Genomic DNA, 21,061 nt, shown 5'->3' on the forward strand with positions numbered 1-21,061 from the left:
TAATCCCCGCCTAGCTTTCAATATTAGTGATGAGCTCATCTTTAAAAGACTGATTGTTTGCATCTGCTTGCTGCCTTTTCTTTTCTTCCTGCTGGTGCTGCCCGCTTTGCTGGCCTTGCTGATGCTCCTTATTAAAGGTACGCTCCTGACCTGTCAAGCTCTGCGAAATTTCTATTTTTTCCACTTGAATGTTTTGCTGGCCCAACGCGTGCTTTAAGCCGTGCAATTGTGATTCAATCATTTCCTTTGCAGCAGAAGTTGATGTCATAATACGTGCAATCATGCCCGAATCCCGCTGAATTAGCTCTATTCTTAGCGCTCCAAGATGTTCAGGATGAAGCTTGATAAACAGTCTCTGCGTTTCCCCATTTTTTAGTAAATGGCTTTTTGATAGTATTGACTGAAATTGTTCAATAAGCTGCTCAGCAGAAACTGGCCGCCCACTTTGGCTGTTTACTAAGGTTAGTTGTTCTGCTCGTGAAATCTGCTGAAACTGAAAATAAGAATGGGGCTGCGTGTGTTCACTCAGATTTGATATTCTCATCGATTTGTTCATTTTCGCTGGAGAACTTTCACCTAAATCAGCGGCAAGGGCTGTAAAAGTTTTCTGTAAAAATTCGCTTCTGGACGAATTGGCCCCTTTTAACATGGCCTCAAGCTTATCTCCGGCCTTTTGCAAAAACTCCCGCAGACGCACCTGATCATCTAAAGTGCCTTCTTGGGCGTTTAATAGTTCAAAGAGTTTCATAGCCTTAAAGGCCTTTGAAGTGTCTTTATCAAGATTGATTGAAACACCCTGGATAGGCAATGATGAGATTGCTTGCATCAGCGAATATAAATCACTGTAATCTTCCTGGGTATCCTCGAACTTATTTTCTGTTTGACTAGAAGTAAGCTGATCGTAAAAATTTTGTAATAGGCTTACGATCTCTCCCTGTGAAAGTCCTAATAATTCTTCTAGCATGTGGCCCAAATCTGAATGACCATTAACTGTTAACTGGTTTAATTGTTCATCGCCTCCTTCAAGCTCAGCCATGCTATTTATCTGCAGAAATTGAAGAAGCTGGGAAATTTCCTCATTGGATATTTCTGTCTGAGTACCTGTTAAGAGCACATTTCCTGATTCATTTGGTGTTTTTCCTGAAGCCGCCGCAAAAAATGCCAGGAAACTTTTTTCCCCTTTTGCAGCTGATTCCTTTGTCAAACTTGACTGAAGAGACTGTACTGTTCCGATAGCCCCAATTTCCATTTTTCACACCTCCCTTCAACTCCAAAGTATTAGTTATTGAATTTCGGAATCATCGGTTAAAAGCTCGGTATATCTTGCTGCATCCTCTGGATTCATCTTCTCTAAGATGGATGCAAGCGCATCAGCTTTAATAACGGAAAGGATCCTTAATGCTTCCTTATCTTCCATTTGTGCTAGAATGGGCGCCGCTTTTTTTGCTGAAATGGTTTCATATGTTTTAACAATATCCTTAAAGGCTCGGTTATTTTCTTCTTTCATTTTGTTTAGCTCTTCTATTTCCTTTTCAAGCTGTTCAATTTCCAGCTGTTTTGCCGAAATTTCTTCATCTTTTGTATCCAGCTGAGCTTCAAGGTTTGTAATTTTTGCCTCACGATCCTTTATCTCTGCTTCAAGCTTAATCATTTTCTCTTCAAAAGCTTGAACGGAACTGTCTTCTTTATCAGAAGCTGCTGATGAGACAAAAGGAAGCTTTTGGCTAACGTCTTTCGCTGTTTCAAAAACATTATAGCCAAGTATGGTCATGATAATCAGAGCAGCTGTCACCGCGAATAGCAGCGGTATCACTATGACGAATATAAAACTCTGAAACCTTGAAGCCTTTTTTGTTTCTTGTTCTTCCATCATCTTGTCCACATTACCACCTAATTTCCCCGATACATAAAATGCTGAATCGAGATATCATCCATTTGTCTGTCCTCAAGCTGCTTAACCTGCTCAGTAAAAAGAATAAAGTCTCTATCCTTCATCTTCTCAAATTTTTTCACTTCAATATTTTTTTCCTTTAGCTTTTCCTGATAGAATTGCATTTGGCTTCGAACGTTTGCAACAATTTGCTGATACGTCTTGATGCTTTTCTCTAGATTTTGAATAAACCCTTGATAGTACTTCATTTCTTGGACTGGAATGCCCCTCATTAACCGTGAGGACTGATAATCTTCCAGGTCTTCCTTTTTCTTTAATAACTCATAAAGCTGGCCTGCGGCTTCTTCAAATTTTTTCACCGATTGATTGTAGACATCAAGCGCTTCCTGTTTTTCTCTTTCTTTTAATGTAAGAATCTTTTCGAATTTAAATTCGCGCTTCATTAGGATTAATCTCCCTTCCCTATGAGACTATAAAGCTGCTGCAGACTCTCCTGAAAAGAGATCTTTTCATCCGTTGACTGTTTTAAAAAAGAGATAATGGACGGATGCAGCCGGATGGCTTCATCAATGGCCATTGAAGAACCTTTTTTGTAAGCGCCAATATTTATTAAATCCTCAGAATTCATATATGTACTAAGCAGGTCTCTTAATTTTTCCGCTGCTTTTACATGGTTGGGATGAACAATGTTATTCATGACCCTGCTGACACTTTTCAATATATTAATTGCTGGATACTGTCCTTTATTTGCCAATGCCCTGTCGAGAACAAAGTGACCATCCAATATGCCCCTGACAGTGTCAGCAATCGGTTCGTTCATATCATCGCCATCGACCAATACCGTATAAAAAGCTGTAATTGAGCCAAGATCATTTGTTCCGGTCCGTTCCAATAACTTTGGCAAAATCGCAAAAACAGATGGCGTATACCCCTTTGTTGTAGGAGGCTCACCTACAGCAAGCCCTACCTCCCTTTGTGCCATCGCAACCCTTGTCACAGAGTCCATCATCATACAGACATTAAGACCTTTGTCCCGAAAAAACTCTGCAATCGCCGTTGCTGTAAATGCCCCTTTAATTCGCATTAATGCAGGCTGATCAGAAGTGGCCACTACAACGATGGATCTCTTGAGCCCTTCTGGCCCCAGATCCCGCTCAATGAATTCTCTGACCTCTCTTCCTCTTTCTCCGATAAGGGCAATTACATTTAGGTCAGCGGCTGTATTCCTGGCTATCATCCCAAGCAGAGTGCTTTTGCCGACGCCGCTTCCGGCAAAGATTCCAACCCTTTGCCCGTTCCCCACTGTCAATAAGCTGTCAATCATTCTGACTCCCACTTCAATCGAGGAAGATATCGGCGGTCTTTTTAGCGGATTGGGAGCATCCTGTTCAGTTGGAACTGAAGAAAGTCCCTTTGGCAGTGCCGAACCGTCGAGCGGCTGTCCCATTGAATCGATAACTGAACCAATTAATTGCGGTCCCACTTTTATCTCCAGTGGCTTTTCTGTTCCTTCTACAAGGCTCCCTGGGGAGATGTGATTAACGGCTGTATAGGGCATCAGTATAACCTCTTCATTTTTGAAGCCGACAACCTCTGCCTGTATCATGCGGTTTTTCTTATTGCCTGTATGGATCAGACAAACATCCCCAATGGCACTGTCTGGCGGACCTTGTGATTCAATCATCAGGCCCACCACTCTTTTGACTCGGCCATATCGTTTAAATGTATCAAGCTGGTCAATCTGTTCAATTAATTCAGCAAGATTCATCCTACTCATCCTCCAGCATGTCAAAAAGCTTCTGTTTAATTTCTTTTAGCTGGCTATCTAGGCTTGCATCGATTCTTCCATTTTCGGACTCAATAATGCAGCTGGATTCCGGCAATTCATCATCAGGATAGATATAGAATTTTACGTCTTTTGGGAATATCCTTACCAAATCTTCTTTATTCTCAAGAAGGAGATCATAGTGAATCGGGTGAATATGGAGCTGTACCTCAAGATGATCCCTAGCTTCCTTTAAAGCCCTTTTCACAATATCAACAAAGCTTTCAGCCTCTTGTTCTAACTTTCTCATCAAGATCTTCTCAGCCGTTTTTAGCCCGATTTGCAGAATCTCGTTGTCAGCTGACTCTACATGCATCTGATAGTCTTTTTTTGCTGAATGGACAACGCTTTGTGCGGATTGAATCAATTGCTGGTATTCTTGGTACCCTTTGTCTTTTCCTTCGCTGTGCCCGTTGGCATATCCTTGCTTCCGTGCTTCTTCTTCAGCCAATTTCTTTTCCATCGCGAAGGCTTTTTTCTCTTCTTCTATTTGCTGAGAAGCTTTTTCTGCCTCTGCCTGGGCCTTTTTTAAAATCCCTTCAGCTTCCTGCTTGGCTTTCTCCACAATTTCTTTCGCTTGAAGAAGAGCTGCAGATCCTGTTATATCCGATTCTTCATCGATTTTCGGCTGTTCAAATACCCTAATAGAAATAACTTTTTTTTGATTACTGCTTGGCTCCAACTGAGGATAACTGCCCTTGATTAGCCTAGACAATGATATCTTCTCCCCCTCCGCGGGCAACTACTATTTCTCCAGCCTCTTCAAGACGGCGGATAATGGCAACAATTCTTGATTGTGCCTCTTCAACATCGCGGAGTCTGACAGGCCCCATAAATTCCATTTCCTCTTTAAAGGTTTCAACCATTCGCTTAGACATATTTTTAAAGATAATTTCTTTTACTTCATCACTTGACACCTTAAGTGACAGCATGAGGTCCTGACTGTCACAATCACGGATCACTCTTTGAATAGCGCGATTATCCAATGTGACAATATCCTCAAATACAAACATCCTCTTCTTGATTTCTTCGGCAAGTTCAGGGTCCTGTATTTCTAAAGCATCCAAAATCGTCCGCTCCGTTGACCTGTCAACACCATTCAGCACTTCAACAACAGACTCAATCCCGCCTGTCTGCGTATAATCCTGTGTCACTGTAGCAGAAAGCTTTCTTTCTAATATTTGCTCAACCTCATTGACGATTTCAGGTGCTGTACTGTCCATGACGGCAATTCTTCTTGCAATATCTGCCTGTACCTCCTGCGGAAGCTCAGAGAGTATCTGTCCGGCCTGTGCAGGATCTAAATACGATAAAATCAATGCGATGGTCTGCGGATGCTCATTTTGAATAAAGTTCAAGATCTGACCAGGATCAGCCTTTCTGGCAAAATCAAACGGCCTTACCTGCAGAGAGGATGTCAATCTGTTAATAATAACGGATGCCTGTTCACTGCCAAGGGCTTTTTCAAGAACTGTTTTTGCATAGCCGATCCCGCCTTGAGAAATGTAGTCCTGCGCTAATGCAATATTGTGGAACTCTTCGAGGATTTCCTCCTTAACCATGGATTCCACTTTTTTCACACCAGAAATTTCCAGTGTTAATTTTTCAATTTCTTCTTCGCTTAAATGTTTATAGACAGAAGAAGCAACATCAGGACCAAGAGAAATTAATAAAATGGCAGCCTTTTGTTTCCCTGACAAACCTTTTTGATCTTTTTTCGCCAATGTTTCTCCCTCCTAATCTTCTGCTATCCATGTCCGAAGCAGTTTCGCAAAATCCTCAGGCTTTTCTCTCGCCATTTTTTCAAGCTGCTTTCTGCGGAGCGTACTTTCGGTTTCATGGGTTTCGTTTACATCTGGGATATCAATTGGGTCTTCAAGAATGAGTGATTCCTCTTCTTCTTCTTTTTGCTTTCGCTTAGATCTTTTGATAAATAAAAAGATTAATAGAGCAATGATTAACAGAAGCACTCCAAGAACAGCATAAGCCCAGTTTGGAATTACAGGCTCTTTTGCAACTTCTGCAGCTTTCTCCTTAAATGGCTGTTCTGAGACGAAGATTTTATTTGCAATTTCAGCATCATTTAATGTATCTTCTGCTCCAGCTTCTTTATGAATAGTTGTTCTGACAATCGTACCTAAGAGCTGAGTGATATCTTCTTTAATCTCCGGCTGATAATTGTCATAATCGCTGTTGACCATCACTTGAATGCCAAGGTCCCTTACTTTATAAGGACTTTCAACAATTTCTTTGCGGATTTTATTCACTTCATTGTTAATCGTCTCTTCAATTTTCTCGTAATCCCCATTGGAGCCGCTGCCGGCTAAATAGGATGAGCCTAGGGAATCTGCAGGATCCTCGCCTTGCGGAATTCCTCCAGCCTGATCTGCATTTCCTGTGAATGTCTCAGTGATTTTTTGCGCACTGATGGCAATGCCTTCCATATTTTCTTTATCAACTGGTTCTACTAGATTTTCTTCACGATTTTCCTTAGTAAAATCTATATCTGCTGTAACTGATACAACTACATTTTCCGGTCCCATCATTGTGCTAAGCATTCGCTGAACCTGGCGCTGCACATCCTTTTCAATTTCGCTTTTAATTTCATGCTGCTCAGCAAACGTATTGCCTGATGAAGAATTATTTTTATTTTTTAGATCAAAGTACTCAAAATATTGGTTCATAATGACGATATTATCAGTAGGCAGATTAGGAATGCTTTTCGAAACTAAATGATAAAGAGCAAAGATTTGCGATTCCTCAAATTGATAGCCTGGCTTTGTTGTCAGGACAATGGATGTTGAGGCCTCTTCTGCAGGGTCGCCGACGAATATGCCTTTGTCCGGAAGCGAGATCATTACCTTTGCATCATTAACGCCTTCAATCCCTTTAATTAGGTTGGCTAGCTCCGTTTGCATAGCATCCACTTTGATCATTTTAAATTCATTATCAGTTGTGCCAATCCCGGCATTTTGACTAAAGAAAGAATAGTCAATGCTTCCGGATTTCGGTATTCCCTCGGCTGCGAGCTCAACTTTTAGCGTATCCACAGTCTCTTCCGGAACCTTGATTGTTGAACCGCCATCAGAAATTTCCGATTTGATGCCTCTGGTATCCAGGCTCTCCTTAATCATCCCTGTTTCAGAGGGACTTAAGTTACTGTACAGCGGCACAAGTGTTGTTCTTGCCGAAAAAAAAGAAACCGCAGCAATCATGATCACGAGAAACAATGCTGCGCCAATGTGGAATCCTTTTTGTTTCTTGCTCCTGCTTGTCCAATATCCTATTATTTGATTTTTATATTTCTGAAGTGATTCTTTCATTCTAATCTCCCTAGTTATACCTGCATACGCATGATTTCCTGGTATGCCTCGATGACCTTATTTCTAATTTCTAATGTTGTCTGCATTGTAATACTAGCTTTTTGTGAAGCAATCATAACTTGATGCAAATCAATATTTTCACCTTTTATCAGCTTTTCGGTCATTTTGTCTGATTGAATCTGGGTTTCATTAACTTTATTAATTGATTCTTTTAATACGGACGCAAAACTCTTTTGCGCTTCGAATGGTGTATATGTATTGGTATTCGTTTGCCTGTTTCCATTAATTGAAGAAATTGAAGCAGGCAATAATCCCGGCATTTGTATACTGTTCATTTGTTATTCTCCTTATTTGCCTATTTCAAGAGATTTCATCAGCATGTTTTTCGATGCATTAAACACGGTTACGTTTGCCTCATAAGAGCGTGTTGCGCTCATTAAATCGACCATCTCCCTTAACGGGTCAACATTGGGAAGCTGCACATAGCCTTCATTATTTGCATCGGGATGCTCTGGTGCATATACAAGCTTAAATGGTGTCTGGTCTTCAACAATTCGCGAGACTTTCACGCCATTGCCTGCTGAATGGCTTTTATTCATCGCAGTATTAAGAAAGCTTGAGAAGTTTTCTTCTTTCGGCTGAAGGACCACTGATTTCCTTCTATACGGCTCCCATTCGCCATTCACATATTTCCCTCTAGTAGAGTCAGCATTAGCCATATTAGAAGAAATAACATCCATTCTTAATCTTTGAGCTGTGAGGGCTGTTGCGGTCGTGTTCATACTATGAAAAATAGACATGATTATTTGCCCCCTCTAATTACATTTTGCAAACTAGTAAACTTTCCATTTATTCTTTCGGATAAAGCATTGAAATAAATTTGATTGGCCGCCAAATCCGCCATTTCATTATCAATGTCCACACTGTTCCCATTTTGGTTAAAAGCAACATTCCCTTTAACGATCATTCCGATATTCGCCGATGGTTTGCTCTGGAACTGAATATGTCTTTCATCAGTACGATAAGCACTGATTGATTGGCTGGCCTCTTTAAGCGCTGCTTTAAAACTTACATCCTTTGCTTTATAACCAGGCGTTGACTCATTAGCAATATTTTGGGATATAGTTTTTTGCTTTAATGATGAGTAATTTAGTCCAGATTCCAGCATATTAATAGTATTGGAAAATAATTTCATAGATCCCTGCCCCTTAAGGTAATACCAAATTCATACAAAATTGCGAGAAAATTGTAGAAAACTGGTGATTATCAGCAAAAAATGTAACTATATGTCTTATTGTAATGAAAAAAAAATAGGATGTCTATGTAAGTTGGGATTCTTTTAACATGACATTAGGACTATTTTTTAGTATAAATTTTTGAAAACAATAAAGAAATAACGTATTTGTTCAATAACTTACAAATTGATGAACAAAAAAAACCGCCCGTTTGTCGAAAACGGGCGGTTTTTTGTTCTTACCTATCTTAATTTGATTTTAACTTTTCTAACTCAACTAGGAACTTATCGTTTAATACTTTAATGTAGGTACCCTTCATCCCTAAGGATCTTGATTCAATAACACCAGCGCTCTCAAGTTTTCTTAAAGCGTTAACGATGACTGAACGGGTAATTCCCACTCTATCCGCAATTTTTGAAGCAACAAGCAAGCCTTCATGGCCATTTAATTCTTCAAAAATGTGCTCGATCGCTTCAAGTTCACTATATGATAGTGAGCTGATTGCCATCTGCACAACAGCTTTACTGCGTGCTTCCTCTTCAATTTCTTCAGCTTTTTCGCGAAGAATTTCCATTCCAACAACTGTTGCACCATATTCAGCAAGAATAAGATCGTCATCATGGAATTGGTCCTGCAATCTTGCAAGAATTAATGTTCCTAGACGTTCTCCACCGCCATTAATCGGTACAATCGTTGTCAAACCAGAGCTGAATAATTCCTTATTTTCAGCAGGAAATGCTGAATGTTCACTGTTAATATCAAGATTTGATGAGGTTTCTTGAATGTTAAAAAGATTATTTGTGTATTCCTCAGGGAACTGGCGATCAGCAAGCATTTGCTTCATACGGTCATTTTCAATTTGCTGATTCACTGCAAATCCTAATAATTTTCCGCGGCGGCTGACTACAAATGTATTAGCAGCAATAACATCGCTTAATGTTTCGGCCATTTCTTTAAAATTAACCGGTCTGCCCGCTGCTCTTTGCAGCATTGCATTAATTTTTCTTGTTTTTGATAATAAATCCATTGTTCTTCCTCCTAATAGCTTCCAACTAGCTTTGTCATCTAAAATTTCTTTAGCAGTCTGAATCTTATCCTCATGGTTAAATCGTTAGTACATATTTTTTACAAAATAAACTGGCTTAAATCCTTGTTGCGAGATATTGCTCCTAATTTGTCTTCAACATATTGTGGAGTAATAGTGATTTTATCCATTGTGATTTCAGGTGCTTCAAAGGAAAGGTCCTCAAGCATCTTTTCCAAAATGGTGTGAAGACGGCGCGCCCCAATATTATCAGTGTTTTGGTTTACTTCATAGGCAAATTCAGCAATCCTACGAATAGCATCGTCAGAAAATTCAATTTGTATACCTTCTGTTTCCAATAATGCTTGATATTGTTTAATAAGCGCATTATCCGGCTCTACTAAAATGTTGACAAAATCCTCAACAGTCAGCTTTGTTAATTCAACCCTGATTGGAAAACGGCCTTGCAATTCAGGGATTAAGTCTGACGGCTTCGCCATGTGGAAAGCGCCAGCAGCAATGAATAGGATATGGTCTGTTTTCACTGTGCCATACTTCGTAACAATTGTTGAACCTTCAACAACTGGAAGAATGTCTCTTTGAACGCCTTCACGAGAAACATCAGCTGTTGAACCGCCGCTGTTTTTACTGGCAATTTTATCAATTTCATCAATAAAGATAATCCCGTTTTGTTCCGCACGGTTTACTGCTTCCGAGGTAACCTCATCCATATCGATTAACTTTTGCGCTTCCTCATTCGTTAAGACCTTTCTTGCTTCTTTGACTGTAAGCTTTCTTTTTTTCTTACGCTTTGGCATAAGGCCGCTAAGAGCATCCTGCATATTCATGCCCATATGCTCCATTCCAGAGCCCTGAAGCATATCAAAAAGAGAAGGCTGCTGTTCTTCAAGCTCAACTGTGATATATTCATTTTCCAGCTCGCCAAGAGCAAGCTTTTCACTCACTATCTTACGCTTCTCTTGAAGGTTTAAATCATCTGATACAGAAGGTTCCTGTTCTGTCTGATTGTTCATGCCGCCAAATAACATTTCAAGCGGGTTTTTGTAATTCATAGATTTCTTATTTGCAGGCACAAGCATTTCAACAATGATCCGGTTAGCACTTTCCTCTGCTCTGCCCTTTACCTTTACCATTTTTTCCTCTTTGACCAATCGGACTGATGTTTCGACAAGATCTCTAACCATTGACTCCACATCACGGCCAACATAGCCAACTTCGGTAAATTTGGTTGCCTCTACTTTAACAAATGGCGCTCCGACAAGCTTTGCCATACGGCGTGCAATTTCGGTTTTACCTACGCCTGTAGGCCCGATCATCAGGATATTCTTTGGACTGACTTCATCTCTTAATTCCTCATTAAGCAGCCCGCGGCGATAACGGTTTCGCAAAGCAACAGCTACCGCTTTTTTGGCATCTTTCTGCCCAATAATAAATTGATCCAGCTTTTCTACAATTTGCCTGGGAGTTAAGTTTGTTCCTTTAGCCATCATATCGCTCACCTTCCCTTAAAGTTCTTCCACGATAATATTGTGATTAGTATACACACAAATTTCAGCTGCCATTTCAAGGGAGGCTTTTGCAATTTCTTTGGCAGATAGATGCTCCCCTGCGTACCTTTTAAGGGATCTTCCTGCAGCTAAAGCATAGTTTCCTCCTGAGCCTATAGCCAAAATCCCATCATCAGGTTCGATAACCTCACCAGTTCCTGATATCAAAAGCAGACCTTCTTCATTCATAACAATTAGCATTGCTTCAAGTTTTCTAAGAATCTTGTCGCTTCGCCATTGTTTTGCAAGCTCCACAGCAGCACGCTGCAAATTCCCATTATACTCTTCCAGCTTCCCTTCAAACATTTCAAATAGCGTAAATGCATCAGCAACAGAACCGGCAAATCCAGCTATTACCTTTCCATTAAACAGTTTCCGGACCTTCTTGGCTGTGTGCTTCATCACTACTGCATTCCCAAAGGTTACCTGTCCGTCACCGGCCATTGCGGATTTACCATTATGCTGGATAGCAAAAATAGTTGTTGCATGGAATTGAGACATGTTTAATCCTCCTTATACTGTTGCAGGGATACCTGCACGTAAACCGTCATTTTTGTCAATTATGCCCTTGGGTGAGCTGACATATATGTTTTTCGCAAATATTCATTTGTTACGTGTGTATATACTTGGGTCGAGGACAAAAAAGCATGCCCCAAAAGCTCCTGAACTGTTCTCATATCTGCCCCATTCGCTAACAGATGCGTTGCAAATGAATGTCTAAGCATATGGGGGTGGATCTTCCCCGATAGCGCAGACTGGTCAATGATTTTATTAAGGATTAGTCTAATTCCCCTTGAAGTCAGCCCTCCGCCCCTGGCATTTAAAAATAAAATGTCATTTGATGCAGAGTTTTTTTCAAGCAGCCAATTCCTGCCATTTTGTATGTAATACTGTAATGCATCACTGGCAAAACTTCCAAATGGAATATAGCGTTCTTTATTTCCTTTGCCGTGAACCAGAACAGTTCCAAGGTGAAAATCAAGATCCTTCAGCCTGATTTGACTGCACTCGCCAACCCGCATTCCAGTGGCATACAGAAGCTCTAATATTGCTTTATTTCTTTGGCCTAGAGCCGTCTCGGACTCACAGGCTGCAAAAAGCTGCTGCATTTCCTCTTCATAAAAGAACTCCGGAAGCTTTTTTTCTGTTTTTGGAATCGATGCTAGTGCAAAAGGATTTTCTTTTACGATATTTTCTCTGACCAAAAATTTAAAAAAGCTGCGCAGGCAAGAGATTTTTCGTGCTACTGATTTTCTTGCAAGTTTATTGTTAAATAGCTTGGTTAAGTAAATTCGGACATCGGAATATTGGACGTCATTGATTCCATTAATGGATTGTTCAGTCATGAACATGAAGAACTCCTCAATATCGTGCTCATAATGCCCAATTGTATATTGTGAATAATGTTTCTCTATTTGTAAATATTCAATAAACAATTTTAACGAATTGTTCACAATTTCACTCATTATTTTTTCACCTCACAAGGGCTTCTAAAGCTTAACATATTTTAGAAGCCCTTGCAATTAAATTGCCTTACTTTTCATAAAGTTCTGAATTGTTTCCAATGCTCGGTTTGCATGCTGCTCATTTCGTTCTTTTTTGCCTCTAATCTTTTCAGGAAGGTCAGGAAGAAGGCCGAAATTCGCATTCATCGGCTGGAAGTTTTTTTGATTTGCTGAAGTAATATATCTTGCCATGCTTCCGATTACAGTTTCATGCGGGAATTCAAGCAATTCTTCCCCCTTAACCAGACGTGCGGCGTTAATTCCGGCAATCAGTCCGCTCGCAGCTGATTCAACATAGCCTTCTACACCAGTCATTTGGCCGGCGAAGAATAAATCTTTTCTCTGTTTAAATTGGTAGGTTGGGAGCAATACAACCGGCGAATTAATAAAGGTATTCCTGTGCATAACTCCGTAGCGGACTATTTCCGCGTTCTCTAAGCCCGGAATTAATTGGATGACTTCTTTTTGCGGCCCCCATTTTAGATGAGTCTGGAACCCAACAATATTATATAAAGTTCCGGCAGCATCATCCTGACGAAGCTGGACAACCGCAAATGGCCTTTTCCCTGTTTTCGGATCCTCTAAACCTACAGGCTTTAATGGACCGAAAAGCATAGTTTTTTTTCCTCTGCTTGCCATTACTTCTATTGGCATACATCCTTCGAAATAAACTTCTTTTTCGAATTCTTTTAGCGGAGCTGTTTCTGCACTGACCAGGGCATCATAAAACCGATTAAATTCCTCTTCAGTCATTGGGCAGTTCAAATAGGCAGCTTCCCCTTTATCATAGCGGGATTTCAAGTAAACTTTATCCATATCAATAGATTCTTTTTCAAGGATTGGTGCAGCAGCATCATAGAAGTATAAATAATCTTCTCCTGACAGCTCCTTCAGTTTTGCTGAAAGCGACTCGCTTGTCAGAGGACCTGTGGCAATGATCGTCGGTCCTTCAGGAATTTCTGTAACTTCTTCATTAATGACGGTAACATTTGGGTGGTGTTTCACCATTTCCGTTACTCTTCCGGCAAAATCATGACGATCAACAGCAAGCGCTCCTCCAGCGGGTACTGCACTGCGATCAGCAGAATCAATAATAATAGAATTCAGTTTTCTCATTTCTTCTTTCAGAACACCTACTGCGTTTGTCAGGGTGTTAGCCCGCAAAGAGTTGCTGCAGACAAGCTCTGCAAATTTATCTGTATGATGGGCAGGCGTTTGCTTGACCGGCCTCATCTCATAAAGCCGAACATGGATGCCTCTTGTCGCTAGCTGCCAGGCCGCTTCACTTCCCGCCAGACCGGCACCGATAACATTTACGGCTGATTCATTCATTTTTCGTTACCTCCAACTATGTAAAACTGATTTAGTAGCATTGTTAACAAATAAAAGGGAGTTTATAAAGCGTCATTATTAATTTGCCCTAATATAAACAACCATATTGCATTGTACAATACGAAACAGAATAAGAAAAGTTTCAAGCTCCCATAAAAAAGAAGGGGAGCTTTTCGCCCACCCTTACTAGCTTTGCTTTTCTTCCTTATAATCACACTCAATACACTGAACCTGTACACCTTTTTTAAGCTTTTTCTCGACCAAAAGGTTTTCACATTTTGGACAGCTTCTTGCCAAAGGCTTATCCCAGGAAATAAAATCACATTCCGGATAACGGTCGCAGCCATAGAAAATTCGGCGCTTCTTACTTTTTCTCTCTATTATATTTCCTTCTTTACACTTAGGACATTTAACCCCGATGTCTTTGACGATCGGCTTTGTATTCCGGCAATCCGGGAAATTGCTGCATGCCATGAACTTGCCATACCGGCCCATTTTAAATACCATTGGGCTTCCGCACTGTTCACAGTCAACACCTGCAGGCTCATCTTTGATTTCAACTTCCTGCATTTCCTCTTCAGCCTTTTCGAGCTGCTTTTCAAATCCTTGATAAAACTCATCGATGACCTGAACCCACTTTATCTTACCTTCTTCTACATAGTCAAGTCCTTTTTCCATTTTGGCGGTGAATTCAACATCAAGAATTTCAGGGAAAAATTCTAGCATTAGCTCAGTAATAATTTCTCCTAGCTCTGTTGGGATAAATCTTTTATTGTCTAAAGCAACATATCCACGTTTCTGAATGGTATCTAATGTTGGAGCAAATGTTGATGGACGGCCGATTCCCAGCTCTTCAAGCGTCTTCACCAGCCGTGCTTCTGTATATCTTGGCGGCGGCTGAGTGAAATGCTGTTTTGGATCAATATCCTTTTTAAAACATTCGTCTCCTTCCTTCAAGTCAGGAAGCATTTTTTCATTATCCTCAACAAGATCATCGGTTCCTTCGACATAAACCTTCATGAAGCCGGGGAATTTCACCTTTGACCCAGAAGCTTTAAAGATGACCTCACCATTGACTAAGTCAACACTCATGGTATCCATGACAGCCGGGGACATTTGGCTGGCAGTAAACCGCTCCCATATAAGCCTGTAAAGCCGCAGCTGGTCTCTCGATAGATATTCCTTAAGGCTTGCTGGTTCCTTCGAAATACTTGTCGGACGGATGGCCTCGTGGGCATCCTGAGTATTTGCTTTCTTTTTTTCTTTTTTCTTTTCAGAAGAAAGATATTCTTTCCCATATGTTTTTTCAATATATTCTGCTGCCTCAGCCTGTGCAACTTCAGAGATCCGGGTGGAATCCGTTCTCATGTAAGTAATTAGACCCACGGTTCCTTCTTTTCCAAGATCAATCCCCTCATACAACTGCTGGGCAAGCATCATCGTCTTTTTCGCACGGAAATTTAATTTCCTTGCTGCCTCCTGCTGCAGTGAAGAGGTTGTAAATGGAGCGGCTGGATTTCTCTTACGTTCTTTTTTTGTCACAGAAGATACTTGGAAAGTATTTCCCTTTAATTGACTTAACACCTGTTTAACGTCATTTTCAGATGTCAGCTCCATCTTTTTCGAGCCGATTCCGTAGAAGGATGCGGAGAAAGCATCCTTTCCCTTTAAAAACTCCCCATCAATAGACCAGTATTCTTCAGGCTGAAAATCCTTGATTTCCTTTTCTCTATCGATAATCAGGCGAACCGCAACAGATTGTACCCGTCCTGCACTTAGTCCCTTTTTGACTTTCTTCCATAATAACGGGCTAATATTGTAACCAACTAACCTGTCCAAAAATCTTCTTGCCTGCTGTGCGTCAACAAGATCCATGTTAATTGGTCTTGGATGTTTAAATGATTCCTTGATGGCATCCTTTGTAATTTCATTAAATACAACCCTGCAGTCTGAATGAATATCCATATTCAGGCTGTGTGCGAGGTGCCAGGCAATTGCCTCCCCTTCACGATCGGGGTCAGCCGCGAGATATATTTTTTTTGCTTTCTTTGCCGCTGTTTTTAATTCTTTTAATACAGGACCTTTGCCGCGAATGGTTATATACTTTGGTTCGTAATTATTTTCTACGTCAATACCCATTTGGCTTTTTGGCAAGTCGCGGATATGGCCCATAGAGGCTTTAACTTTATATTTTTTCCCTAAATACCGCTCAATCGTCTTTGCTTTTGCAGGCGACTCAACGATGACTAAAAACTCTGACATATAATAATCCTCCTTAAGAGGTTAATTTATAGTAACAATTAAAATTTTTATGATTGAAATATCCCCTATTATTGTATATCCTTTTAAACTTTGTCAAATTTATTTTTTCTGCGCGCTGTAATAAAGCGCTTTCAAAGGGTATATTTTTAGTTCTTAATTCGAAACGTCTGTTGGACAATGTATAACAGATTGCATGGAATTTCAACCTTTTTGATAAAAATAATATAAAAATATAGTTTTCCCCTGTAAAGCAGTGAAGAAATTATAGTTTCTAAAATTATACAGTAAATCATAGAAAAAAGTACATTAATAAATAAATTCCTCCAAAATATCCTCCGGTGTGCTTACAAGCTTGGCCCCCTGCTGGATTAATTCATTTGTCCCTGAAGAATACGGACTGAAAATATTTCCAGGAAGTGCAAAGACTTCCCTTCCTTCTTGAACAGCAAAATTTGCTGTTATAAGGGAACCGCTTTTCTTTTTCGCCTGAACAATCAGAGTTCCCTTGCTTATTCCGCTTATAATGCGGTTTCTCATGGGAAATTGCCACCTTGTTGGTTTTGTATCAGGAGGATATTCAGAGAGCAGCAAATGACTTTTCATCATCTCGCAGGCGAGATTTTTGTTTGTATGAGGATATATATGATAAAATCCCCCCGCTATTACTCCAATTGTTTTTCCGCCGCACTTTATCGCTGCATGATGTGCAGCCGTATCAATACCTGCTGCAAGTCCGCTGACAATCACGATTCCCTTTTCAATGAGTGGGGGAAATAGATAATTTATCGCATTTTCGCCATAATCACTGTGCTGTCTTGAGCCTACAACAGCAAGCAGCTCCTTGTTTTGCAGCAAAGATAAATCACCTTTTGCATAAATGACCCACGGCGGCTGATAGGTTTCTTTTAATAAAGCTGGGTATTCCTTATCAAAAATAGTTATGGTTTTAATTCCGTTGAGGGAGTATTGGCGAATTTGCTCATATATGGATTCTGGATGAAGAGTATCTTTGAGGTTGACTGCCTGCGGGGATTTTACGAATGGAGAACTTAGTTCTTTCAGAGTGCTGCAGTTTACGTTTTTAAGATTAGGATCCTCATTTAGCATCTTGCAGATGGTTTTCCAGCCTATACCCGAAATGGATGTTAACTGTATAAGTTTTAATTTAAATTCATCCATAATAGCCTCCTAATTGATTTTTTAGTAAATGCGAAATAGTCCCCCTTGCACAGGGGGACCAGACATTTTTAAATGTTTAATTAGTGTGTTTTACACTTTTCATAAAGTCCTTTTTCTTTAAGAACTTTAATTAATGTTTCACCCATGACAGAAGGAGTATCAGCAACCTCAATGCCGCACTCATTCATCACGCGGATCTTTTCATCTGCTGTACCCTTGCCGCCTGAAATAATGGCGCCAGCATGGCCCATACGCTTTCCAGGAGGTGCTGTGCGTCCGCCAATGAAGCCGACAACAGGCTTAGTCATATTTGCCTTCACCCATTCAGCCGCTTCTTCTTCAGCTGTTCCGCCAATTTCACCAATCATGATGACTGCGTATGTGTCAGGATCTTCATTGAATGCTTTTAATACATCAACGAAGTTTGTTCCGTTCACCGGGTCTCCGCCGATACCGACAGCTGTTGTCTGACCGATTCCAGCCTGTGTTAATTGATGTACAGCTTCGTACGTAAGTGTTCCAGAACGAGATACTACACCAACGTGGCCTTTTGTATGAATATAGCCTGGCATGATGCCGATCTTACATTCATCTGCTGTGATGACACCTGGGCAGTTTGGTCCAACAAGACGAGTCTTCTTGCCTTCCATGTAGCGCTTCACTTTAACCATATCTAATACAGGAATGTGCTCTGTAATACAGATGGCTAGATCTAATTCAGCGTCAACAGCTTCTAAAATAGCATCTGCTGCAAATGGAGCAGGTACATAGATAACAGAAGCATTAGCGCCTGTTGCATCAACAGCTTCTTTCACTGTATTAAAAACAGGAACGCCTTCAACTTCAGTGCCGCCTTTTCCAGGTGTGACACCGCCGACAATTTTTGTACCATATTCAAGCATTTGTTTTGTATGGAAAAGGGCTGTAGAACCTGTTATGCCCTGTACAATAACTTTTGTATCTTTATTTACAAATACACTCACGATTATTTCTCCTTTCTTTGTTACCCAACTAATGAAACGATTTTTTGTGCACCATCAGCCATAGAATCAGCTGCAATAATTTCAACATCAGACTCTGCAAGAATTTTCTTGCCTAAGTCAACATTTGTACCTTCCAGACGAACTACTAAAGGCACACTTAAGCCAACTTGCTTTGCAGCCTCAACTACACCAGTTGCAATAACATCACATTTCATTATTCCGCCAAAGATATTAACGAAAATACCTTTTACGTTTTTGTCAGAAAGGATGATTTTAAATGCTTCTGTTACTTTCTCTGCAGTGGCACCGCCCCCAACATCAAGGAAGTTAGCCGGATCTCCGCCATAGTGCTTAATGATGTCCATTGTAGACATGGCAAGACCTGCACCGTTAACCATACAGCCAATATTTCCGTCTAAAGCAACATAGCTTAAATCATATTTAGAGGCTTCGATTTCTTTTGGATCCTCTTCTTCTAAATCGCGGAACTCTAAAATATCTTTACGACGGTATAGTGCATTAGAGTCAAAGTTTAATTTTGCGTCCAAAGCCATAACATTGCCGTCGCCAGTAACTACTAGAGGGTTGATTTCAGCGATGGAGCAATCTTTTTCGATATAAGCATTATATAAGCCCATCATGAATTTAACAGCTTTGTTAACAAGCTCTTTTGGAATATTGATGTTAAAGGCAATTCTGCGTGCTTGGAAACCTGTTAATCCAACAACAGGATCGATTTCTTCTTTGAAAATCTTTTCAGGTGTATTTGCAGCTACTTCTTCAATTTCTGTGCCGCCTTCTTCAGAAGCCATTAGCACAACACGGGAAGTCGCACGGTCTAATACTAGACCAACATAGTATTCTTTCTTGATATCGCAGCCTTCTTCAATTAGCAGGCGCTTAACTTCTTTTCCTTCGGGACCTGTTTGGTGTGTTACAAGAGTTTTCCCGAGGATTTCCTCTGCATATGTACGAACTTCGTCTAGGTTTTTCGCTACCTTAACACCGCCGGCTTTACCGCGGCCACCAGCATGAATTTGTGCTTTTACCACACAAACTTGTGTACCTAATTCTTTTGCAGCTTCTACTGCTTCTTCAACCGTAAAAGCAACTTTTCCGTTAGGAACGGCTACCCCATATTGTCTGAGGACCTCTTTGCCTTGGTACTCATGTATATTCATTTCCATCCTCCTATCAAACTCTTTACAAAAATACACTGCGTTTTCATTTTATTAAATGAAAGATACCTTGTCCACCTTAAAAAGCAAATATTGACTCTCTTTTAGCATTTTTCTTAAATTAAAAGAAATATAATCTAGTATTTATAAGTCTTCCTCCTATTTATTTACATTCTCCTTTCCAGCTCTTTTTCAGCCTTATAAATAAAAGCAAAAACTTCAGCAACCGCCTGATATAGGTCTTCAGGTATTTGCTCATTAATGTTTAGTTTCCCTAGAAGCTCAACTAAAGATGCATCTTCTTGAATAGGTATTCCATTTTCCTTTGCTTTTTCAAGAATATGATCGGCAACCAGTCCCTTTCCCTTTGCAGCAACACGCGGGGCATCTAAATGGGCTTGGTCATAGGATAAGGCAACCGCCTCTTTTTTTGGTCTAAGATCCTTATTCATACACGAACATCCACCTTATTGTACTGGTTTGGGATGATAGAGGGCATGCTTTTTTGACTAGATTTTTCAAAAGGTTTGGTAAACTTCACTGATAGAAGAGTGAAATTTATTTTCTCAAGCCCTGACTTCAATTCATCCATAAACGGAGCAGCCAGCCTAGACAATGGGAGCGCTTCTCCTTCTAAGTCATTTGCAATATGAATGGTCACCATCCTATTCTGTACACGAAAATCGACAATAACCTCTTTTAGGAAATCCAGACTTAAATAAAAAAGCACTCGGCAGTAGTCCGAATCAATGCTGCCGTCCGCTTTGCTTCTCCCGCTCCATTGCATCGTGACATTTGTTTTACGGTCAAAAAGAGTGAAGGGGAGCTGGCAGACAAATTGCTGGATCGGACCATCCTCTTTTGAAATCACTTGCTGGCCAGTAATTTTGTTTAGCACCTTTTCGGCTGCCTCTTTAACGGCTTCAGGCGGGTTCTCATGAAGAAGACGGATCACCTGCTCCTTAAGGGTCTTCTCGGGGTTTAGAGTCTCATCACGGCCTAGAAGAGCATGAATAACTTCATTTTCATAGGAATAGCCGATTATTTTTACAAGATTCTTTAATTGGTCTGCCATATATTGAGCCGGCTGCTGGCTAGCGGGTTTTTCAGCTGAATGAATGTCGTTGAGCATGCTGGTTACCTTTGACGCTGCAGGTCCATTTTCTTTTCCCGAGAGCAAGGCTTGCAATCTTTCCATCAGGACTGGCAGCGGCTCATCTTTGTAGAGTGAGCTTACCCCATCATAGACAGTTTGTGTGAATGGAAGACCCTTCGATAGGATCACTTTGATTGCCTGCAGCCCATCTTTTAGTGAGGGGCGATCTGTAAGCCATTGCGAAGCTTTTGTCAGTGTTTCCTTTGTGATGGGCAGCTGTTCATTAATAAAAAATTTTAATAGCTGGATATTCTTTTTTGAGACAGGCAGGGAAAACTGCTTTAATAGACTTTCCTCCGAAGCTTTCGGTTCGATTTTATCTGCACCCTGCAAAACCTTTAAATGGATTTTCCCTTCACCCGGCTGAACCTGAAACCAATAACGGTTATTGGCTGATATTGGTGTTTCTAATTGAGCAATCACTCTTTGACCGCCAAGCTTTACCTCTGCAAATTGATTCGGAAAAAGCTTTAACACTTCCCCGCTGATGATTTGCCCCGGACGAAAGGAAACAGGCTTCTCAGCTGTCTGCAAATTTTGCAAAAGGAGCGATTGGACAATATTAATGGGATTCATCTACTCACCCGCCTTATAAAAAAG

Annotated in this window: 21 protein-coding genes; all 21 read right to left on the reverse strand. The window is 40.5% G+C overall.

The features are described from left to right. Positions 1–10: 10 nt before the first annotated feature. The 21 genes from AC1Q59_RS07205 to AC1Q59_RS07305 all read right to left on the reverse strand — a co-directional run bounded on the left by AC1Q59_RS07205 (position 11) and on the right by AC1Q59_RS07305 (position 21,037). Entirely contained in the window at positions 11–1,249 is a 1,239-nt protein-coding gene (locus AC1Q59_RS07205; protein ID WP_492365118.1) for a flagellar hook-length control protein FliK, read from the reverse strand. Between the two features lie 33 nt (positions 1,250–1,282). After that, a complete protein-coding gene (locus AC1Q59_RS07210; RefSeq protein ID WP_492365365.1) occupies positions 1,283–1,873 on the reverse strand; it encodes a MotE family protein in 591 nt (196 codons plus the stop codon). Positions 1,874–1,890: 17 nt separating this feature from the next. Further along, positions 1,891–2,334, reverse strand: coding sequence for a flagellar export protein FliJ (gene fliJ / locus AC1Q59_RS07215; protein ID WP_492365119.1), 444 nt, complete (start codon positions 2,332–2,334; stop codon positions 1,891–1,893). 5 nt (positions 2,335–2,339) lie between these two features. Further along, positions 2,340–3,659 carry a flagellar protein export ATPase FliI gene (fliI, locus tag AC1Q59_RS07220; RefSeq protein ID WP_492365120.1) on the reverse strand — a complete coding sequence of 440 codons (1,320 nt, stop codon included), beginning with the start codon at positions 3,657–3,659 and terminating at the stop codon, positions 2,340–2,342. Position 3,660: 1 nt separating this feature from the next. After that, positions 3,661–4,431 carry a flagellar assembly protein FliH gene (gene fliH, locus AC1Q59_RS07225; RefSeq protein ID WP_492365121.1) on the reverse strand — a complete coding sequence of 257 codons (771 nt, stop codon included), beginning with the start codon at positions 4,429–4,431 and terminating at the stop codon, positions 3,661–3,663. Continuing rightward, a complete protein-coding gene (fliG, locus tag AC1Q59_RS07230; protein ID WP_492365122.1) occupies positions 4,424–5,440 on the reverse strand; it encodes a flagellar motor switch protein FliG in 1,017 nt (338 codons plus the stop codon). Before fliG ends, fliH begins: the two co-directional genes overlap by 8 nt. Positions 5,441–5,452: 12 nt before the next feature. Continuing rightward, on the reverse strand, positions 5,453–7,039 hold the full coding sequence (gene fliF, locus AC1Q59_RS07235; RefSeq protein ID WP_492365123.1) for a flagellar basal-body MS-ring/collar protein FliF: 1,587 nt from the start codon (positions 7,037–7,039) through the stop codon (positions 5,453–5,455). 14 nt (positions 7,040–7,053) lie between these two features. After that, positions 7,054–7,359 (reverse strand): flagellar hook-basal body complex protein FliE, encoded by a 306-nt coding sequence (gene fliE, locus AC1Q59_RS07240; RefSeq protein WP_492365366.1) that lies wholly within the window; start codon positions 7,357–7,359, stop codon positions 7,054–7,056. 27 nt (positions 7,360–7,386) lie between these two features. Next, positions 7,387–7,839, reverse strand: coding sequence for a flagellar basal body rod protein FlgC (gene flgC, locus AC1Q59_RS07245; RefSeq protein ID WP_492365124.1), 453 nt, complete (start codon positions 7,837–7,839; stop codon positions 7,387–7,389). A 2-nt stretch (positions 7,840–7,841) separates the two neighbouring features. After that, complete coding sequence (gene flgB, locus AC1Q59_RS07250) at positions 7,842–8,234, reverse strand: flagellar basal body rod protein FlgB (RefSeq protein ID WP_492365125.1); 393 nt, start codon at positions 8,232–8,234, stop codon at positions 7,842–7,844. Between the two features lie 287 nt (positions 8,235–8,521). Continuing rightward, the gene (codY, locus tag AC1Q59_RS07255; protein ID WP_492365126.1) at positions 8,522–9,301 is read right to left on the reverse strand and encodes a GTP-sensing pleiotropic transcriptional regulator CodY; all 780 of its coding nucleotides are present in this window, start codon (positions 9,299–9,301) and stop codon (positions 8,522–8,524) included. 98 nt (positions 9,302–9,399) lie between these two features. Beyond that, a complete protein-coding gene (hslU, locus tag AC1Q59_RS07260) occupies positions 9,400–10,806 on the reverse strand; it encodes an ATP-dependent protease ATPase subunit HslU (RefSeq protein WP_492365367.1) in 1,407 nt (468 codons plus the stop codon). A gap of 18 nt (positions 10,807–10,824) precedes the next feature. Then, complete coding sequence (hslV, locus tag AC1Q59_RS07265; protein ID WP_492365127.1) at positions 10,825–11,367, reverse strand: ATP-dependent protease subunit HslV; 543 nt, start codon at positions 11,365–11,367, stop codon at positions 10,825–10,827. 59 nt (positions 11,368–11,426) lie between these two features. Next, positions 11,427–12,332, reverse strand: a complete 906-nt coding sequence (gene xerC / locus AC1Q59_RS07270; protein WP_492365128.1) for a tyrosine recombinase XerC — start codon at positions 12,330–12,332, stop codon at positions 11,427–11,429. A 57-nt stretch (positions 12,333–12,389) separates the two neighbouring features. Continuing rightward, positions 12,390–13,703, reverse strand: coding sequence for an FADH(2)-oxidizing methylenetetrahydrofolate--tRNA-(uracil(54)-C(5))-methyltransferase TrmFO (gene trmFO, locus AC1Q59_RS07275; protein ID WP_492365129.1), 1,314 nt, complete (start codon positions 13,701–13,703; stop codon positions 12,390–12,392). A 186-nt stretch (positions 13,704–13,889) separates the two neighbouring features. Next, positions 13,890–15,965: a type I DNA topoisomerase gene (gene topA / locus AC1Q59_RS07280; RefSeq protein ID WP_492365130.1), complete on the reverse strand. Its 2,076-nt coding sequence runs from the start codon at positions 15,963–15,965 to the stop codon at positions 13,890–13,892. Positions 15,966–16,271: 306 nt separating this feature from the next. Further along, a complete protein-coding gene (gene dprA, locus AC1Q59_RS07285; RefSeq protein ID WP_492365131.1) occupies positions 16,272–17,144 on the reverse strand; it encodes a DNA-processing protein DprA in 873 nt (290 codons plus the stop codon). Between the two features lie 80 nt (positions 17,145–17,224). Then, a complete protein-coding gene (gene sucD, locus AC1Q59_RS07290; RefSeq protein ID WP_492365132.1) occupies positions 17,225–18,127 on the reverse strand; it encodes a succinate--CoA ligase subunit alpha in 903 nt (300 codons plus the stop codon). A gap of 20 nt (positions 18,128–18,147) precedes the next feature. Beyond that, entirely contained in the window at positions 18,148–19,308 is a 1,161-nt protein-coding gene (gene sucC, locus AC1Q59_RS07295) for an ADP-forming succinate--CoA ligase subunit beta (protein ID WP_492365133.1), read from the reverse strand. A 164-nt stretch (positions 19,309–19,472) separates the two neighbouring features. Further along, positions 19,473–19,757, reverse strand: a complete 285-nt coding sequence (locus AC1Q59_RS07300; protein ID WP_492365134.1) for an EscU/YscU/HrcU family type III secretion system export apparatus switch protein — start codon at positions 19,755–19,757, stop codon at positions 19,473–19,475. Next, the gene (locus tag AC1Q59_RS07305; RefSeq protein WP_492365135.1) at positions 19,754–21,037 is read right to left on the reverse strand and encodes a TP0910 N-terminal domain-containing protein; all 1,284 of its coding nucleotides are present in this window, start codon (positions 21,035–21,037) and stop codon (positions 19,754–19,756) included. Before AC1Q59_RS07305 ends, AC1Q59_RS07300 begins: the two co-directional genes overlap by 4 nt. Between the last annotated feature and the right edge of the window lie 24 nt (positions 21,038–21,061).

It is taken from the genome of Cytobacillus sp. MT66 (genome assembly GCF_058792595.1).

Coding starts and splice junctions, on each gene's coding strand:
- AC1Q59_RS07205 (WP_492365118.1), bottom strand. CDS start 1,249: ATGGAAATTGGGGCTATCGGAACAGTACAGTCTCTTCAGTCAAGTTTG.
- AC1Q59_RS07210 (WP_492365365.1), bottom strand. CDS start 1,873: ATGATGGAAGAACAAGAAACAAAAAAGGCTTCAAGGTTTCAGAGTTTT.
- fliJ (WP_492365119.1), bottom strand. CDS start 2,334: ATGAAGCGCGAATTTAAATTCGAAAAGATTCTTACATTAAAAGAAAGA.
- fliI (WP_492365120.1), bottom strand. CDS start 3,659: ATGAATCTTGCTGAATTAATTGAACAGATTGACCAGCTTGATACATTT.
- fliF (WP_492365123.1), bottom strand. CDS start 7,039: ATGAAAGAATCACTTCAGAAATATAAAAATCAAATAATAGGATATTGG.
- fliE (WP_492365366.1), bottom strand. CDS start 7,359: ATGCCGGGATTATTGCCTGCTTCAATTTCTTCAATTAATGGAAACAGG.
- flgC (WP_492365124.1), bottom strand. CDS start 7,839: ATGTCTATTTTTCATAGTATGAACACGACCGCAACAGCCCTCACAGCT.
- flgB (WP_492365125.1), bottom strand. CDS start 8,234: ATGAAATTATTTTCCAATACTATTAATATGCTGGAATCTGGACTAAAT.
- codY (WP_492365126.1), bottom strand. CDS start 9,301: ATGGATTTATTATCAAAAACAAGAAAAATTAATGCAATGCTGCAAAGA.
- hslU (WP_492365367.1), bottom strand. CDS start 10,806: ATGGCTAAAGGAACAAACTTAACTCCCAGGCAAATTGTAGAAAAGCTG.
- hslV (WP_492365127.1), bottom strand. CDS start 11,367: ATGTCTCAATTCCATGCAACAACTATTTTTGCTATCCAGCATAATGGT.
- xerC (WP_492365128.1), bottom strand. CDS start 12,332: ATGAGTGAAATTGTGAACAATTCGTTAAAATTGTTTATTGAATATTTA.
- trmFO (WP_492365129.1), bottom strand. CDS start 13,703: ATGAATGAATCAGCCGTAAATGTTATCGGTGCCGGTCTGGCGGGAAGT.
- topA (WP_492365130.1), bottom strand. CDS start 15,965: ATGTCAGAGTTTTTAGTCATCGTTGAGTCGCCTGCAAAAGCAAAGACG.
- dprA (WP_492365131.1), bottom strand. CDS start 17,144: ATGGATGAATTTAAATTAAAACTTATACAGTTAACATCCATTTCGGGT.
- sucC (WP_492365133.1), bottom strand. CDS start 19,308: ATGAATATACATGAGTACCAAGGCAAAGAGGTCCTCAGACAATATGGG.
- AC1Q59_RS07300 (WP_492365134.1), bottom strand. CDS start 19,757: ATGAATAAGGATCTTAGACCAAAAAAAGAGGCGGTTGCCTTATCCTAT.
- AC1Q59_RS07305 (WP_492365135.1), bottom strand. CDS start 21,037: ATGAATCCCATTAATATTGTCCAATCGCTCCTTTTGCAAAATTTGCAG.